The organism is uncultured Altibacter sp. (genome assembly GCF_963972995.1).
GTDB lineage: Bacteria > Bacteroidota > Bacteroidia > Flavobacteriales > Flavobacteriaceae > Altibacter.
Map to the genome: position 1 here is coordinate 33,118 of NZ_CAXAXI010000016.1, position 16,879 is coordinate 49,996.

Here is a 16,879-nt window from a genome sequence, read left to right on the forward strand (position 1 = left end):
AAAAAACCGACCGGAAAAATTCCAGCCGGCTCTTTGGGGCAAAAACAATCATGGAGGAGTTACTGTCTTTCAAACGTTAAATAATCGGTTCCTCCGTTTCCTCCGCTCACATCGATCAATTCGATCTTGGTTTCGGTAACCGAAATGATGTCCCAGTCGTCGCTTAGCTCTTCGAACTCACGCGGAGACGCGAAAAAGATGTTGAAGTCATCATCATCGTCATTACTTCCATCATCATCGCTGGAATTACTGGAATTCGTTACAGACCAGGTACCGGTAACTGTAGTGCTGCCATTAACCGCAACTAAGCTTCCGTTCTCATTGAAACTAAAACTATAGCCACTAAAATTACCGGTTTCTTCTTGGTCTGTGTCATAGAAGTAGGTGATTTCCCAGGTGCCGTTTCGGGCAATCGCTGCCGTTTGTTGGGCACTTGCATCATTAGACGAGGAGTCGTCGTTGGAAGGACTGCAAGCGATTACAGCAGTTAATAGAGAGGTTGCTACAACCAGACGGATCATTTTCTTTTTCATTTTTTTCATAGTGTATTTATTAGTTTCTCTTAATTATTAAAGTGTCTTCCACATTGCCACTGCTATCCCTTGTTATAAACGTCACGGAGTTATTGGAAAATGCTGTTACTTTATATTCGTCGTCATCGGTACCGTTAACAGGGCTGTCCATATCGAACTCAAAATTGAGTTCTGCTGCAACCACAGTCACAATCCATATCCCTTGCACATTCTCGGAACCGTTTGTAGCCAATACTGTTTGATTGGAATAAAAAGTATAGGTATATCCTGAATAATCTGCGGTTTCATCATCACCATCATCTAAATAGGTGTCTACATACCAAGTACCTGTTTCCATAATGTCCCGAAGTTCTTGTGGGTCGGGATCATCTCCCCCGCCACCACCGCCGTTGCAGTCGTCGTAAGGCGTTCTTCCAAAATTAAGGAGATCGGTGCCGCCGTTTCCGCCGCTAATATCACGGAGGTTGATAAAAGTGGCATCAAAACCTAGTACATCCCAATCGTCATTAAGGTCCTCAAAAGGATCGTCCTCATTGTCGTATTCAAAATTCAGGATTAGGTCTAAGGTATTGTCACTGCTAATTTCCACACTCCAAAAGCCGTTCTTGGTAGTTGAATTACTATGGGCAGTTGCAGTTCCGTTGGTATTGAACGTAAAAGTATAATCGACATAATCGCACGTCTCATCATCGCCTTCATCATCGTAAAGGTTCACGTACCAATCTCCGGTTGTCAATTGCGTAATAAGTTCATTGACATCTGTATTGGATCCCCCGTCGTTGGGTGTACGCTCAAAGGTTAAATAATCGGTACTTCCATCGCCACCACTTACATCACGTAGGCGAATGATTTCTGAGGTTGCTTCAATGATGTCCCAGTCTTCGTCCAGTTCGTCCCAAGGATCATTCGTTCCGAAGAAAAGAACCAAGTCCGGAGAACTGCTGCCTGTCAAATTCCAAGTACCATTTACTGTGGTAGTTCCACTGGTGGCAGTTGCGGTATTATCTGATGCAAAATCGAACTCGTAGCCATTAAAATCTGAAGTCTCATCGTAATCATCAAAGTAATATGTGATGTACCAAACCCCAGTCGTAAGGTCCTCTGTAAATTGAGTGTTATCGATAGGATCATGGTTACTATCATCGTCACAATTGGCACTGCTTATAATAGCAATAAGCTCTTGGGTATTTGCCACCGGAAATTGCACTCCGTTCACGATCACGGCAATTGGAAAATCGATACTTATGTATTCGTCACTGCTTAAATTGCTCAAGAACTGGTAAAGTTCTACATCACTATGCACGGTGTTCGTGCCTATCTGCTGCTGATTGGAATTGTAGATAAAGAACGTGATAGGGTAAACAAAATCTACACAGCCAATAGAGTCATCAATATCTGCGTCACAAGCCGCGATGATAGCATCCAGTTCGGTTTGATCATTAATAACGATCTGGGTAAAATCTTCCAGGAGGATGGTGATAGGAAATTGGATCTCGAGCGTATCTTGATCGTTTGGAAATTGGTCAAAAATTGCTTCAACGATATCATAATCGTCTTCGCTATTAATTACTACTTCTTGGCCATTTGCAACTACGGTAACCGGCAAGACAACACTTGCGCAACTGTTTCCGTCGATAATGTCATCAAAATCTCCTGCGTTTTCGGAAGATCGAATAAGAAGTTGGGTCGCTGTTGAATTAGCCGTAATGGTCTCTTCTTCGGTTTCATCAATAAATTCTTCTTCTTCTTTTTGACAGGCGCCAAAAAGCAACGTTAATACGAGAAGGATCAGGAAGTGAATTCTAAGTAAATTTTTCATTGCACTATTTTTTTGGGGTCTTTATGTATAGAACAATTCACTTTTAAAATACCCTACGTTGTATATAAAAAAAGTTTTTAAATATCTTTGGGCAAGACCTCACCCTATATGGAAGAAAACGAAAACGTTTGTAAGGAGCATAATTTTACGAAAGTATATGAAGATTACAGTAAACAGATCTGGAACTTCATTTACTTTAAATGTGGCAATACGGCTCAGGCAGATGATCTTGTGCAGGATGCATTTATAAAATTATGGCAAAATTGTGCCAAGGTCCCTTTGTCGAAAGCAAAATCCTTTTTATATACCGTTACGAACAATGCGTTTCTCAATGAGGTAGCACATAAAAAGGTGGTATTAAAGCATGCTGCTCTTGAGCCCATGAAGGTTAATGATCAATCTCCGGAATTCCTATTGGAGGAAAAACAATATCTCAAAAAAATAGAGAATGCCATCGCAGGGCTTACCGAAGCACAACGCACCGCTTTTTTAATGAACCGAATTGAAGGCAAAAAGTATAAAGAGATCGCCGAGATTTTGGATATTTCGGTGAAAGCTGTAGAAAAACGTATGAGTCAGGCGCTGGCTGCCCTGCGAAACGATATCGAGAAAATTTAAATTAAGGGTAGGGTAAATGCGATGATCCCTGTTCTATTAGTAGGTATGATATACGCAAATCATGGATAAAAATTACATATTACATAAATATTTGAATGGCGAAGCCAGCGCAGAAGAGATCCAGATTCTTAGGTCCTCTCCCGAATATGCTTCCTATGTGGAGATCTCGGAAGCGGCTTTGGGTTTTGAGGCACCGCAGTTTGATAGTGCCGGCACGTATCAAGCTATTCTTTCAAAACGAGATACACAAGTTTCCGTCAAAAAACTCAACCCTGTAAAGACACTCTTAAAGATCGCAGCGGTTGTAGCCGTGATCTGCGCGGGTTATCTATATCTAAATACGCTGGATACTACTGTAAGCACAGGGATTGCCCAAAAAGAGTCTATTGTGTTACCCGATGCTTCGGAAGTACTACTCAATGCCGATTCACAACTTTCCTATAACAAGAGTGATTGGAAGCGTGAGCGCTCCCTCTCTCTTAGTGGGGAAGCCTATTTTAAAGTTTCTAAAGGCAGTACCTTTTCTGTGAATACCTCGCAAGGTGTGGTCACTGTACTGGGAACACAGTTCAACGTTTTCTCACGCGACTCGTTATTTCATGTACAATGTTATGAAGGTCTAGTGAGTGTTGCTTATAACGACACACTCATTAAATTGCCCGCAGGCAATAAACTAAAAGTCGAGAACGGAACGTTAGTAGTACATACACCTACCAATGCAACAGCACCTGTTTGGATAACTGACGAAAGTCATTTTGAGAACATGCCTGTTGGTGTTATTTTACAAGAAATTGAGCGGTATTATCCCGTAAAGGTGAATGCAGCGAAGATCGATCTGTCACAACGGTTCACCGGTAGTTTTACACACTCAGATCTGGAGCTTGCATTAAAATCGGTGTGTGAACCGCTACAATTACAGTATACGGTAACTAATGGGGAAGTACTAATATATGCACAAGGCAGTCAGTAGAAAGAACATTGCATTGCTTACAGTCCTAGCACTTTTGTGGTGTTCACGAGTGCTTTCCCAAGATACACAAAAAATTTCCTTGACAGCGGTGATCGAGCAGGTAGAGACAACCTACAATGTGAGTATTTCCTATGCTACTTCAGACGTTACAGGAATTGTTATCATTCCGCCTTCCAAGGGGAACTCGTTGGAAAACACCCTAGACTATCTTACCCAAAACACCCCCTTGCGTTTTACCCGCATCGACGATCGTTATATTACTGCCACGCTTAAAAATGAGGAAGCCTCCTACTGCGGAAAGATCTACGATGCCAAAACAGGCCTACCGCTCCCGGACGTCACGATACAGACCATAGACGGAAGTTTTGCCGTAGTTACCAACAACGAAGGTATTTTTTATGTAGCCGAAACATACTCGAATACCTCACTTCAGATCTCTCATGTGGGGTACGAGACCACCGAAATAAGTACTAATCGGCTTACTGAGGATTGTTACAGCATTCTGTTGGTTCCTTCGGTAACAGCGTTAAATGCCATCACCTTAGAGACCTTGTTCACCCAAGGTATCCAAAAGACAACTCAGGGAGCCATCGTTCTAAACACCGATAATTTTGGACTGCTCCCCGGACAGGTAGAAAATGACGTGTTACAGATTGCACAGGCACTTCCCGGTGTTGAAAGTGCAGACGAGACCATTTCCAACATCAATATTCGCGGCGGAACGCATGATGAGAATCTAATTCTGTACGAGGATATAAAAATGTATCAGAGCGGCCATTTCTTCGGACTTATTTCTGCATTCAATCCCGATCTTACAAAAAAGGTGACACTGTATAAAAATGGAACGCCTTCCCGGTATGGCGAAGGTGTTTCTGGGCTGATCGACATGCGCTCCAAAGACAAGATCACCTCAAAATTTGAAGGCGGAGCAGGCGTGAACTTGATCAACGGTAACTTTTACTTGGACATTCCAACTTCTTATAGGAGCTCTGTGCAACTCTCAGGAAGGCATTCTATTAACTCCCTTTTTGAAACTCCCGTCTATAAGACCTATTCTGAAAGAATCTTCCAGGATACTGAAATCACCAATCAGGAGAATCCTTCTGCGCCGGGAACCTTATCCTTGTCCGAAACATTTAGCTTCTACGATCTCAGTGCCAAATTTCTATGGGACCTTTCAGAAAAGGATAAAATACGGTTCACCACATTCACGGCAGACAATAAGCTAGATTTTACCGAAACGTTACAATCTGCTGCTAACTCCAAAACGAGTAATCTAGAACAAAGAAGCGTATTGGCAGGTATTGCTTGGACCCGAAATTGGACAGCCTACTTTGAGACCACGGCACTGGTCTATGGTAGTTATTATCTTTTAGACGCAACCAATAACGACATCTTTACCACCCAAGTTCAACAACAGGAAAATGAAGTGATCGATGCCGGTTTAAAACTAGATGCTGCCTATAGCTTAGATAACGTGCTTCAGCTAAAGGGAGGTTATCATTTTTCGGAAATAGGGATCGCCAATCTACAAGATGTTAATTTACCTCGTTTCAGAATCTACGAAAAGAAAGTATTACGGTCCCATGTGCTGTTCTCAGACCTCATCTATACCTCCTCCAATAAGAATTCTATTCTAAGAGGTGGTTTACGCGCCAATTATTATGAAAAGTTCGATCGATTTCTTCCGGAGCCCAGATTTAGTATACATCAGAAATTGGGAGGCGGCTTTGCGCTGGAAGCTTTGGGCGAATTGAAAAGCCAGGCCGTCACACAGCGTATCGATTTCGACAGTGATTTTCTAGGTGTAGAAAAGCGCCGCTGGGTCTTGGCCGATGAGACGGAAACACCTATTATACAAAGCAAGCAACTATCGGTAGGATTGCTGTATAAAAAGAATGTGTGGTTTGTTAATCTGGAAGGGTTTTACAAAAAGGTAGAAGGCATCACAGCATCAAATCAAGGGTTTCAAAATCAATTTCAGTTTGTAAGCGCACAAGGTAGTTATGCCTCAAAAGGAGCCGAATTCACTTTAAATAGAAAGACAAATCGCTTTAGTGCTTGGTTCACCTATTTGTATATGAAAAACGATTATACTTTTGCAACGCTCGATCCCAATCCTTTTCCCCACAACCTCGACATTCGACATTCGCTAACAGCGGCAGGCTCGTATACATTAAACAAGCTGAAATTTGCCGTAGGCTTTCATTATCGAACAGGGAAGCCAAATACTTTCCCGCGGGCCACAGATGCCATTGAGATCATTGATGGAGACGAGACGATTCTCTATGCAGCACCCAATGCAGAACGTCTTTCGAATTATTATCGCACCGATGTTTCTGCCGAGTATCTCTGGGAACTTTCCGAAGGGGTCGATGCAAAGCTCAATCTCGCTGTCTTGAACTTGCTAGATCAAAAAAACACTTTAAACATTCGCTATGCCTTGGATACCGATTCCAACGGCAACGCACGGATCAATCAAGTAAAGGAAGTCTCCTTAGGTTTTACACCCAATCTATCTGTACAAGTTCTCTTCTAAGTACCATTCTTTTCAAAAGCTCTCCCTGAAATCATATATTTTAAATTGCTAGTAGAATTCTTTGATGCCTTACATGAAGATACACAGTAATTTAGCACTATGTTACACCTGTAAATCTCACAGCATGCAAAAGGCATTATTTGTTACAATCATTATTTTGGTATTTTCGGTTACCACCAGTGCGCAGGAATGCAATGAAGGTTTGGACATGGTCAATTCCCTTTTGGAAAAAGCAACACTGGAACAGGTACTTACCAACCCCGACGCTGTAATGGACGAATTCAACACCTTGAAAGGTTCATTAAGCAACTCACTCACTTCCTTATCATTTAAAAGCGATGCTCCCAAGCTACTTTTTATAAATGGGAAACAAAAACGAGGAACCATTAAGAGTCTTAAAAAGCGCGTGTACATCACTTCTCTTGTTCCGAAGGAATCCATTACCATCACCATACAAAATACACAACACCGTGCTGGAGCCGAGGTGGTGATCTGCGCTCACGACAAAACAGGTGCGACTCAAAATATGCATCAATTTCATTTTACCGGTGAAGAAAGCGACCAAACCTTTGTTCTGGAAGCGGTCAAAGGAAAAATTATAAGTATAGCCATCAAGAACAAAGAGGCTTCGGAAAAATTTGAATTTCAGATCGCAGCATTTTAACGGCCGCGATCGAAAGAAAGCAAGCTATCGGAATTCATACATTTTAAACTCCTCTCAGAATTCTAAGATAGAAATTCTTGCCGGACACGTTACCTTTAAAATACCTTAAACCATTAATTACCATTAAATTAAAGCAATCATGAAAAAAGCAAGTATCATCATTATCATCGCACTCTTGGCATTCAATATGCAAACGACAGCACAAAATTGTAATCAGGGAGTAAAATTGGCCGAAAAGACCTGGGAAAAATGGGGCCCTTGGAAACCCAACATCCAACTCATCCCTTTTAAGGCCGAAGTGCAAAAGATCAAGAATGTATGGAATTGGATCGCTGCCAATGGCGGTGCAACCATCGGGCCCCGACTTTTGGAACTGGATGGCGGAAATGAAACCGGAAGCATTGCCGGGCAGACCAAAAGTACCTTTGTCTCTCCACCATCCTTTGACGATTCGGTAAAGATCACCATTAATAAATACGACGGAAAGGCGAAAACCGGTGTCGTAATTTGCGTACAAGGCCGCGATGGTGTAACCACACAAAAAGCAACTTACGAATTTCCAAACGACAAAAACGGAAAGGTAAAAACCTTTACCCTAAACAATGTTCGTGGAAAGATCATTATTGTCGCCATGAAGAACCTTTCGGTAGGAAATAAGTTCAAATACCGAATCAACGGGAAAAAAGCATAAAGCAGCATGCAACCGGGAGTGGCAACGCTCCCTAATCCTTTGTATATGAAAACAACATTAATCATTGCACTGGTGCTTGGCACCTATATACTTCAGGCACAACCTCAGGTATATACCATAGAACCTATACCAAATGAAGAGGTAGCCTATTCGGGGGATCTTTCAGAAGGCATAGTACTAGACGACCTGTCGTGGGCTTGGAACAGTTCCAACGCATGTTTTCCTGAAACTCAGAAAAGTAAGTTTACGGGCAAACATCTCTTTTTTACAGGGATCATTCCTAAATACAGTGAAATGGAAGTAACGGTAATCCCGAAGGATCCCACTGCCAATTTTAGTGTGTATGCCTATGAGATTGGAGTTAACAGTAATTACCTTGTACCAAATCTGCCGCGATGTATTCGCTGTGAAGCAGATCACAAACAAGAACGAAACTTTAGCGGCAAAGCGCCACAGGACCACACCCGAAAAGTGACCAATCTGGTAGCAATTAACAATCCGTATCGCGTTGTGATTGGAGTTACTGGAGCAGATGGGCTAAGTGAAGGTGAGTTTACATTGGTTGTTTCTATGAAGTCCCGATAGGCGACTCATAATAACACTCGTTAAAATTTTATATCTTTTGAGTATGCTAGCCAATATTTCCATTCGTTTTTTGTTTCCAATTGCGGTTTTCCTCGGAATACCGCAATTGGTTTTGGCGCAGAAAGATATAAAGAAACGTTTAGACAGCACATTACAAACACTCAGCGATAAACCCTACGAAGAAAAAAAGGAAGCATACCATTTTATCAACTCCTTAATACTTAAAGATCATTCCGGTGCCGAAGCGCTCTTTGAATATGCACTTTCTAAGGACAGTACAGATTTAGGGCGTATGGTTCTTTATACGCGATTCAGTCAAAAATTATCTCAAAAGGGACTCACCGATCAGGCGTTACAGATCAAGTTGTTAGGATTGGAGTTGGCAGAAAAATTGCAGGACCAACGGGCGACGATCGAGTATCATATTTCGGTGGCAAATGCGTATCTCTTTCAGAATTTACCAGACAAGGCATTATTTCACCTCAATGCGGCACAGCCCATGGCAGAAAAGGCGGAGAATCGGGACCTTCTCTGGAACTTCTATTACCATAAGGGTCTGCTTCAAAACATGTTGGGCGATGTTGAAGGCCAAACAGCCTATTACCGTAAAATGGGATTGCTCACTGAGGATGCAGGAAACACCCCTTCCAACCGATTTGTGCTGTATATCCTCGTGGACCACTTCTCACAAGTGGATGCTCCTTTGGAACTTGCCAAATATACCGAGCGATTGGCAGCCTATTATGAAGAAGCACACCCCAATACCCCGGCCGGTCACATGCCTATAAAAAGCATTTTTGAAAAAAGGACCGATCCGTCCAACATTCCAAGATTAAAGGAAGCCATTACCATTAGTGACAGTTTGAACAGCATAAATTCTTTTGCATTCAACACCATGGCCTTGGCCGACACCTATGCTAAAATGGGACAGCCCGAACTTGCGATCCCTTTTCTTGAAGGAGCCATACAAAAGGTGACGCGTGTTAAAAAACCACAAGTGCTTGTTTATCTGTATACCAAAATGGCGGAAATCAACGTGGCGGCTTCAAACTTTAAGGACGCCTACACCTATAAGATCTTAGAAGCTTCATTGCGAGACAGTATCTCTTCACAAAGGATGCAGAGGAACATTGCAGAGCTTGAAGTAAAATACGATACCGAGATCAAAGAGCGGAAGATTGCAGAGCAAAACCTTCAGATCGAAAAAGATTCAAAACAAAAGACCCAGATCTTAATTGGGTTGATCGCCTTAGGTATCTTATTGTTGGTTTCCTTCTTGTTCTTCAGTAAGCGTTTAAAATATCAAAAGACCATTGCCCATCAAAAAGAAACCCTTCAAACACAGCGCATCACAGAACTTCAACAAAAGAATAAATTATTGGCTCTTAGTAGCATGATCGAGGGACAAGAAGCCGAAAGACTGCGTATTGCGAAAGATCTTCATGATAGTTTAGGCGGACTCTTAAGTACCGTAAAAGCACATTTCTCAACCGTACAGCGTGAAATAGAACAATTGGAGCAACTCAATCTTACCGGAAAGACAAATGCGCTCATAGACGAAGCCTGTTTGGAAGTGCGCAGGATCTCGCACAATATGATGCCGCACGCCTTATCGCTCTCCGGGTTGAAGGGTGCCGTAGAAGATATAGGTGAACAATTGCATGAACAAGGGTATGAAGTAACTTTAGAATTGAACAAGCTACCTGAAAAAATGGATCCCACACGGGAGATCATGATCTATCGACTGTTGCAAGAGATCATTTCTAATATTCGAAAACACGCTGAAGCCAAATCAATTCTTATCCAAATAATTGGTTACAACGGAAATGTGAACATTATTGTAGAAGACGATGGTAAAGGTTTCGAACAACAAAGAGCTACCGAGCGTGGCGGACTCGGACTTAAAAGCATAAACAGCAGAGTTCAATATTTGGATGGTACCATTGATTGGGATACGCAGCCGGGCAGAGGAACTTCCATAACCATTAATATTCCTATTGTATGATACATGTGTTTATAGTAGACGACCATAAAATGGTCATAGAGGGAATGCAACTACTGCTAAAAGATGAGCCCGGAATTAAAGTGGTAGGGACAGCGCTAAGTGGTGAAGCGGCCCTTCAATTGATTCCTACGGTAAAAACCGATGTGGTACTCTTAGACATCAATATGCCGGAAATGAACGGTATAGAGACGTGCAAACACTTATTAAAGGAGTTTCCAAACCTTAAGGTCATTGCCATTTCCATGCATAAAGAGAGCAGCCTTATTAAACTCATGCTTAGCAGCGGTGCCAAAGGATATGTACTAAAGAACGCAGGACAGGAAGAAGTTATAGATGCTATCAAGATCGTTCATGGAGGTGCCATGTACTTGGATGATACCGTAAACGCTATTGTGGTCAACAGTGTAGCGAACGGAAGCAAACAACGCGTTGAGAGTCCGTTCCCAACATTGTCAAAAAGGGAAAAAGAAATCCTGCTCCTTATCCTCGAAGAATGTACCACACAGGAGATCGCAGATACATTATTTATAAGTTTTGGTACGGTGGAGACCCATCGCCGAAATATGCTCATTAAGACCGGAGCACGAAATACCGCTGGTCTAGTACGCATTGCATTAGAATACGAACTACATAAAAAATAGAAGTTATGAGACTATTAACCATTATCCTTTTGGCACTCATCAAAGTAAGTTGTGCTTCAGAAACAGAGAAAAAGAGCCTTAACTCCGTAGAAGAAATCTACGGTGCTACTACTGCCTATTCAAAGAAAAGTAGCTTTGACGTAGCGCAGGGTACCAAGAAAGAGTTCAACATTGTGGTATCAAACAGCAAAATGATCGATACGCTACCACCCACGGTAACGTCTGGAAATATCGCATTACTGGTCTTTGAGGGTCTTTCCGAAGAAGAAAAAAAAGCCTACAACGGTATCAGTGTAGACCTTATAAACAGTAAACAAGATTCGGCTTCTTATTTCTATCCTTCCGAATTGCTTGAAAGTCTCGTTACGAAGTCCGGTAATTTCAAACGCTTTTCTGAAAGCATCGTCAACGGAAACTTTGGAAAACTGGATGCTTTAAAAAGTGATGCCGACATCCCCATTTCTATTGGTGACGGTGTCAAGAAGACCATTAGAAATAACGAAATGATCTACGGCGATCTTCTGGCTTATCAGCCATTCGGGGTGTCTGAAGACAGAGACGAAATTGGTGAGATCTACCAATTCCAGGCCAATCTGGTCTTTGAGAAAGGCACAATTGGCTATTTTGTTAATATAGACAAAGCCGAAGGTAAAGATAAGGTGATTGGCTTTCGCTTCTTCGAATAATTACATGCGGTCAGGAACCGCAATTCCCAATACCTCAAAAGCAGTTTTTATCACTGCTCCTACGGCATGAGACAGCCGTATGCGGAATTCTTTTTCAGCTTGAGTATCGGCCCCAAAGATGGGAACGTTCTGAAAAAATGAATTGTAAAGACGAACCAAATCATAAGTATAATTTGCAACCAAAGCCGGACTGTACTGTTCGGCGGCTTGCTGAATGACTTCCGGGAAAAGCTGAAGCTGCTTTAAGACTTCCTTTTCCTTTTCCTGAAGCACATAACCGTACATAGTACTTTGCTCCGGGAGACTTCCTGCTTTTCGCAAAATAGACTGTATACGTGCATAGGTATATTGAATAAACGGACCGGTATTTCCTTGAAAATCGACACTTTCTTCAGGATCGAACAAAATGCGCTTTTTGGGATCGACTTTCAGTATATAATATTTTAAAGCACCCAATCCAATAGTGTGATAGAGATCCTTTTTTTCTTCTTCGGAAAAATCATCGATCTTACCCAGTTCCTCACTTATCTCTTGGGCAGTTTTCGACATATCAGCAATAAGGTCATCGGCATCCACGACCGTACCTTCTCTGCTCTTCATCTTCCCCGAAGGCAGATCTACCATACCATAACTAAGATGATGCAGATTTTCGGCCCAGTCGTATCCCAATTTTTTTAAGATGAGAAACAGCACCTTAAAATGATAATCTTGCTCGTTTCCAACGGTATAGATCATTCCATTAATATCCGGAAAGTCTTTCACTCGTTGTATGGCGGTTCCAATGTCCTGTGTCATGTAGACGGCGGTTCCGTCGCTTCGCAAAACGATTTTTTCGTCCAAGCCATCCGGTGTAAGGTCACACCATACAGAGCCGTCCTCTTTTTTGTAGAAGACACCTTTCTCCAAACCTTCAGCGATCACATCCTTTCCAAGCAAATAGGTATCACTTTCGTAATAGTAGCTGTCAAAATCAACCCCAATAGCTTCATACGTAGCATCAAATCCTTCGTACACCCAACCATTCATCATCTTCCAGAGCGCTACCGTTTCAGGGTCCCCTGCTTCCCATTGGCGAAGCATTTCTTGAGCAGCAACTAACGATGGTGCCTCTGCTTTCGCTTTCTCTTCTGAAACTCCTTCTTCTACAAGTTGTGCTATTTCTTTCTTATATTCTTTATCAAACTTCACATAGTAGTTCCCTACCAGTTTATCGCCCTTCAACCCTGTAGTTTCGGGAGTTTCCCCGTTTCCGAAACGCTTCCAAGCCAACATGCTCTTGCAAATATGGATGCCCCTATCGTTGATGATCTGTGTTTTATATACCTTTCGACCGGCCGCTTTTAAGATCTCTGAAACGCTATAACCCAGCAATACATTTCGAATATGTCCTAAATGCAAAGGCTTGTTCGTATTGGGAGATGCATATTCAACCATCATGGTAAAATCGCTTTGAGGCACTCTTCCGAAGGAAGAAAAATCGCCAATACCATTAAAAAAAGAAAGGTAGTACGTGTCACTCAAGACCACATTTAGAAATCCTTTCACCACGTTAAAACCGGAAACAGCAGCTACTTTTTCTTGAAGATACGTTCCAATAGCTTCCCCGATCTGCACCGGATTTCCTTTGATGACACGTAACATGGGAAATACCACCACGGTGATATCCCCTTCAAATTCTTTGCGAGTCGCTTGAAATTCGACGGTTTCCAATGTCACATCGTAGATCTCTGCGGCAGCTTTTTGTATTTCCTTTTCTAAAATGTCTTGTAAGTTCATACCTTTTGGAACAATAAGAACACCTTTCTACATTGTGATTTTCGCGATTCTCTTCGGAAACACATGTGTGGTGTTCGGGTGCAAAGATACAAGAAATTTAACGTTTGAATTGCCCGTAATATGGTATCTTTAAAAGAAAAGCACGTACAGAATGCTCTTGAATGTATCTTACAATAACAAACCGATCACTACAAAGATTGACGAAGAACTTGGCAAACCTTTTACATTGAAAGAGCGAATTAGGCAAAGAGGCATAGGGTCCCCACGTCTTTTAATCAGCGACTCTAGCATTCACATTCACAATTTACTTATTCTCGATTCAAACAGAAACGTATGTAATATCGAATTGCGACCTAGAGGAATTATTGTGGGATTTCGATCCCTATTAGAGTCGTATGCGTTAATCATTCCGTATTACAAATTGGTTTTGTATAAGGGCAATGCCGAAGAATACAGTATCTATCGGGATGATTATTACGTTAAGGTACAAGCCAAATCAAAAGATACGGCCGTCCATTCCTTTATGCTGAAAGTTCTTAACGCTAAAGCCAAGGCGCTACCCACACGATTGGAAGACCTCTAAAAGCTATCGCCTGTTTTTCAAGAACGTCCCGGCAAGCAGTGCCAATACGCCTAAGCCAATCATCCCTAAGGTTTGATTGCTTAATCCTTCCTTGGCCGAAACCTCCAGCGGACCGATATCCAAAACTTCCTGAGGCACAAAAGCGTTATAAAGTCCCATAACTATTAAGATAAGACCAACAACAAGTAAAACGATCTTCAATATTTTCATATTCTTTACACTAAATACAATACCAAGATATCATTTAAATAGATAGCCTAGCTTATGTTAACGACACTTTAACCACCTGTTTAATCACAATTATCTATCTTTAAACAAAAAATTGAAAATACTACTTACAGGCGCCAACGGTTATATAGGAATGAGACTTCTTCCGGCGCTTTTAGAAAAAGGTCACGAAGTTATTTGCTGTGTACGAGATAAGAACAGGCTCTCGATAGATCCCGAAACGTTAAAGCGTGTACAAGTTGTTGAGGTTGATTTTGTGGAAGCTGTAAATGCGAGTAGCTTTCCAAAAGATATTGACGTCGCCTATTACCTCATTCACTCCATGAGTGCTTCAACCAACAATTTTGACGAAATGGAAGCTACCGCTGCCACTCATTTCAACGAATATATGGCCGGCACCACAGTAAAGCAGGTAATCTATTTAAGTGGTATCGTCAATGAAGAGCAACTTTCCAAACACCTATCCTCTCGAAAAAATGTAGAAGACATTCTTTACGAAGGAACGTATCATCTCACCGTGCTTCGCGCCGGAATTGTTGTAGGGAGCGGAAGCTCATCTTTCGAGATCATACGGGATCTCTGCGAGAAACTTCCTATAATGATCGCGCCTAAGTGGTTAAAGACCCGTATTCAGCCCATTGCGATTCGTGATGTTATTGCCTTCTTGTCGGAAGTGATCCTCAATCCAAACTGCTACGATCAATCCTTTGATATTGGAGGACCGGACATCTACACCTACAAAGAAATGTTACTTATCTATGCAAAAGTGCGTAAACTAAAGCTGTGGATCATCTCAGTTCCTGTAATGTCGCCGAGACTCTCCTCCTATTGGTTGTATTTTGTAACCAGTACCTCCTATAAACTTGCCGTAAATCTAGTGGATAGCATGAAAATGGAAGTAGTAGCAAAGGATAATAAACTTCAAGAGATATTAGGTATCGAGCCTATCTCTTACGAAGAATCCATAAAGAAAGCTTTCATCAAGATCGAGCAAAATCTGGTGATCTCAAGCTGGAAGGATGCTTTGGTGTCCGGCCGGTTTACAAACTTAAAGGGATACATTCAAGTACCCAAATACGGTTGTTTGAAGGATGAAAAGAAAATACAACTTACAAACCCGGAGACCGTTCTTGAAAATATTTGGTCAATTGGCGGTTCCCGTGGCTGGTATTACGGGAACTGGCTGTGGAAAATTCGAGGTTTTATGGATCTTATTGTAGGAGGTGTGGGATTACGTCGTGGCCGTACGCATAAAAATAAGCTGTATGCCGGTGATGCATTGGACTTTTGGCGTGTGATCTATGCAGATAAAGACGAACGCCGATTACTATTATTTGCCGAAATGAAACTACCGGGCGAAGCCTGGCTTGAATTCTGTATTGACAACGAAAATATACTACATCAAACAGCCACCTTCCGACCCAAGGGGATATGGGGAAGACTCTATTGGTATTCGGTATTACCGTTTCATTATTTTATCTTCGGAGGGATGATACGGAATATTGCCAAAGAAGCCGCAAATTAAGCAACGGGATTTCTTATTTCGCTTCCGGAAGAAAGACTTCGGCCATCATACACCGCGCACTACCACCACCACACGTTTCTATAGTTTCAAGATCACTACTCAATATCTCACAATATTGCTCGATCGCTTGAATTTGATTGGGAGTGAGACTATCGTGTGCAGCCTTGCTCATAACTAAATATTTTGAGTCGTTTGCACCTCGCACCTGAAGCATGTTTCCTGCGAAGCGATGCATTTGAGCTTCGGTAATGGCGATGATCTCTTTTCCGTCCTCTTGCAGATGGTGAACAACATTCTTTTTCTCAGCTTTATCATCAATAGTGTCCAAACAAATAATCGCAAAATTTTCACCAAGGGCCATCATCACATTGGTATGATAGATAGGCATGCGCTGTCCGTCCACAGTTTGATTTGCCGTGAAAACCACCGGAAAATAATCAAAATCCTCACAAAATTCTATCAGTAGCTCTTCATCGGCTCTTGGCGATAAAGCACAATATGCTTTTTTATGCACGCGGTCTAGTAGAAGACTGCCTGTACCTTCCAGAAAAAGTTCCTCTTCTTCGGCACTGGTGTAGTCCATATACGCATCAATGACAAAACCTTCACTTTCCAAACGATCCATGACCTCTTCGCGTCTTTCTCGCCGCCGGTTCACTGCAAACATAGGATACAAAGCCACTACACCATTCTCATGAAAACTTACCCAATTGTTTGGAAATATGGAGTCCGGTGTATCCATTTTAAGGTCATCGTGCTCAACAATCACTCGAACCCCTACCGCACGCAGTTTTGCAACAAAGGCATCAAATTCGGCTTGAGCCTTGGTATTGATCTCGCTGTTCTTCAGGTCGATATCTTCCTGAAAATAATTATTGACCGCGGTCTCCTCATTCATACGGAATGCCACGGGGCGAATCATTAAAATGGTATTGGTGATCTGCTGTGCCAAATGTTTCAATTTTAAGGTGCAAATTTACGTGTTTTTCTAGTCGGAATCGGTGGTAAATCATAAC

16 protein-coding genes are annotated in these 16,879 nt (G+C 42.0%); 11 read left to right on the forward strand and 5 right to left on the reverse strand.

Annotation, left to right across the window (positions count from 1 at the left end; genetic code table 11):
* Nucleotides 1–59 precede the first annotated feature (59 nt).
* Both AACZ11_RS08260 and AACZ11_RS08265 read right to left on the reverse strand, forming a co-directional pair.
* Nucleotides 60–542 carry a hypothetical protein gene (locus AACZ11_RS08260; RefSeq protein WP_290628552.1) on the reverse strand — a complete coding sequence of 161 codons (483 nt, stop codon included), beginning with the start codon at nt 540–542 and terminating at the stop codon, nt 60–62.
* A 10-nt stretch (nt 543–552) separates the two neighbouring features.
* Nucleotides 553–2,352 (reverse strand): hypothetical protein, encoded by a 1,800-nt coding sequence (locus AACZ11_RS08265; RefSeq protein ID WP_290628551.1) that lies wholly within the window; start codon nt 2,350–2,352, stop codon nt 553–555.
* Between the two features lie 108 nt (nt 2,353–2,460).
* On the opposite strand from AACZ11_RS08265, the gene AACZ11_RS08270 reads away from it, so the two are divergent.
* From AACZ11_RS08270 to AACZ11_RS08310, 9 genes are all read left to right on the forward strand, one after another.
* Nucleotides 2,461–2,970, forward strand: coding sequence for an RNA polymerase sigma factor (locus AACZ11_RS08270; protein WP_290628550.1), 510 nt, complete (start codon nt 2,461–2,463; stop codon nt 2,968–2,970).
* Between the two features lie 61 nt (nt 2,971–3,031).
* Nucleotides 3,032–3,940, forward strand: coding sequence for a FecR domain-containing protein (locus AACZ11_RS08275; protein ID WP_290628549.1), 909 nt, complete (start codon nt 3,032–3,034; stop codon nt 3,938–3,940).
* Nucleotides 3,921–6,479 (forward strand): carboxypeptidase-like regulatory domain-containing protein, encoded by a 2,559-nt coding sequence (locus AACZ11_RS08280; RefSeq protein WP_290628548.1) that lies wholly within the window; start codon nt 3,921–3,923, stop codon nt 6,477–6,479. Before AACZ11_RS08275 ends, AACZ11_RS08280 begins: the two co-directional genes overlap by 20 nt.
* A gap of 124 nt (nt 6,480–6,603) precedes the next feature.
* A complete protein-coding gene (locus tag AACZ11_RS08285; RefSeq protein ID WP_290628547.1) occupies nt 6,604–7,143 on the forward strand; it encodes a hypothetical protein in 540 nt (179 codons plus the stop codon).
* Between the two features lie 139 nt (nt 7,144–7,282).
* Nucleotides 7,283–7,834, forward strand: coding sequence for a hypothetical protein (locus tag AACZ11_RS08290; protein WP_290628546.1), 552 nt, complete (start codon nt 7,283–7,285; stop codon nt 7,832–7,834).
* Between the two features lie 45 nt (nt 7,835–7,879).
* Complete coding sequence (locus AACZ11_RS08295) at nt 7,880–8,419, forward strand: hypothetical protein (protein ID WP_290628545.1); 540 nt, start codon at nt 7,880–7,882, stop codon at nt 8,417–8,419.
* A 43-nt stretch (nt 8,420–8,462) separates the two neighbouring features.
* Entirely contained in the window at nt 8,463–10,424 is a 1,962-nt protein-coding gene (locus tag AACZ11_RS08300) for an ATP-binding protein (protein WP_290628586.1), read from the forward strand.
* Nucleotides 10,421–11,065 (forward strand): response regulator transcription factor, encoded by a 645-nt coding sequence (locus AACZ11_RS08305; protein WP_290628544.1) that lies wholly within the window; start codon nt 10,421–10,423, stop codon nt 11,063–11,065. The genes AACZ11_RS08300 and AACZ11_RS08305 overlap by 4 nt, the downstream gene beginning before the upstream one ends.
* 5 nt (nt 11,066–11,070) lie before the next feature.
* The gene (locus AACZ11_RS08310) at nt 11,071–11,751 is read left to right on the forward strand and encodes a hypothetical protein (protein WP_290628543.1); all 681 of its coding nucleotides are present in this window, start codon (nt 11,071–11,073) and stop codon (nt 11,749–11,751) included.
* Here AACZ11_RS08310 and argS read toward each other — a convergent pair whose 3' ends face one another.
* Nucleotides 11,752–13,527 carry an arginine--tRNA ligase gene (argS, locus tag AACZ11_RS08315; protein ID WP_290628542.1) on the reverse strand — a complete coding sequence of 592 codons (1,776 nt, stop codon included), beginning with the start codon at nt 13,525–13,527 and terminating at the stop codon, nt 11,752–11,754. It abuts the gene before it with no gap.
* A gap of 151 nt (nt 13,528–13,678) precedes the next feature.
* On the opposite strand from argS, the gene AACZ11_RS08320 reads away from it, so the two are divergent.
* Complete coding sequence (locus tag AACZ11_RS08320; protein ID WP_290628541.1) at nt 13,679–14,110, forward strand: hypothetical protein; 432 nt, start codon at nt 13,679–13,681, stop codon at nt 14,108–14,110.
* Between the two features lie 3 nt (nt 14,111–14,113).
* Here AACZ11_RS08320 and AACZ11_RS08325 read toward each other — a convergent pair whose 3' ends face one another.
* Entirely contained in the window at nt 14,114–14,320 is a 207-nt protein-coding gene (locus AACZ11_RS08325) for a hypothetical protein (RefSeq protein ID WP_290628540.1), read from the reverse strand.
* Between the two features lie 112 nt (nt 14,321–14,432).
* Between AACZ11_RS08325 and AACZ11_RS08330 the strand changes: the two genes are divergently transcribed.
* A complete protein-coding gene (locus tag AACZ11_RS08330) occupies nt 14,433–15,863 on the forward strand; it encodes an SDR family oxidoreductase (protein WP_290628539.1) in 1,431 nt (476 codons plus the stop codon).
* Nucleotides 15,864–15,876: 13 nt separating this feature from the next.
* Here the strand turns inward: AACZ11_RS08330 and AACZ11_RS08335 are convergent, their stop codons facing one another.
* On the reverse strand, nt 15,877–16,785 hold the full coding sequence (locus AACZ11_RS08335) for an arginine deiminase-related protein (RefSeq protein ID WP_290628585.1): 909 nt from the start codon (nt 16,783–16,785) through the stop codon (nt 15,877–15,879).
* Nucleotides 16,786–16,879: the final 94 nt, after the last annotated feature.

What these genes read in the sequence shown, in the direction of transcription:
- AACZ11_RS08290 (WP_290628546.1), top strand. Translation starts at nt 7,283, where the DNA reads ATGAAAAAAGCAAGTATCATCATTATCATCGCACTCTTGGCATTCAAT.
- AACZ11_RS08270 (WP_290628550.1), top strand. Translation starts at nt 2,461, where the DNA reads ATGGAAGAAAACGAAAACGTTTGTAAGGAGCATAATTTTACGAAAGTA.
- AACZ11_RS08320 (WP_290628541.1), top strand. Translation starts at nt 13,679, where the DNA reads ATGCTCTTGAATGTATCTTACAATAACAAACCGATCACTACAAAGATT.
- AACZ11_RS08260 (WP_290628552.1), bottom strand. Translation starts at nt 542, where the DNA reads ATGAAAAAAATGAAAAAGAAAATGATCCGTCTGGTTGTAGCAACCTCT.
- AACZ11_RS08310 (WP_290628543.1), top strand. Translation starts at nt 11,071, where the DNA reads ATGAGACTATTAACCATTATCCTTTTGGCACTCATCAAAGTAAGTTGT.
- AACZ11_RS08325 (WP_290628540.1), bottom strand. Translation starts at nt 14,320, where the DNA reads ATGAAAATATTGAAGATCGTTTTACTTGTTGTTGGTCTTATCTTAATA.
- AACZ11_RS08285 (WP_290628547.1), top strand. Translation starts at nt 6,604, where the DNA reads ATGCAAAAGGCATTATTTGTTACAATCATTATTTTGGTATTTTCGGTT.
- AACZ11_RS08335 (WP_290628585.1), bottom strand. Translation starts at nt 16,785, where the DNA reads ATGATTCGCCCCGTGGCATTCCGTATGAATGAGGAGACCGCGGTCAAT.
- argS (WP_290628542.1), bottom strand. Translation starts at nt 13,527, where the DNA reads ATGAACTTACAAGACATTTTAGAAAAGGAAATACAAAAAGCTGCCGCA.
- AACZ11_RS08275 (WP_290628549.1), top strand. Translation starts at nt 3,032, where the DNA reads ATGGATAAAAATTACATATTACATAAATATTTGAATGGCGAAGCCAGC.
- AACZ11_RS08265 (WP_290628551.1), bottom strand. Translation starts at nt 2,352, where the DNA reads ATGAAAAATTTACTTAGAATTCACTTCCTGATCCTTCTCGTATTAACG.
- AACZ11_RS08305 (WP_290628544.1), top strand. Translation starts at nt 10,421, where the DNA reads ATGATACATGTGTTTATAGTAGACGACCATAAAATGGTCATAGAGGGA.
- AACZ11_RS08300 (WP_290628586.1), top strand. Translation starts at nt 8,463, where the DNA reads ATGCTAGCCAATATTTCCATTCGTTTTTTGTTTCCAATTGCGGTTTTC.
- AACZ11_RS08295 (WP_290628545.1), top strand. Translation starts at nt 7,880, where the DNA reads ATGAAAACAACATTAATCATTGCACTGGTGCTTGGCACCTATATACTT.
- AACZ11_RS08280 (WP_290628548.1), top strand. Translation starts at nt 3,921, where the DNA reads ATGCACAAGGCAGTCAGTAGAAAGAACATTGCATTGCTTACAGTCCTA.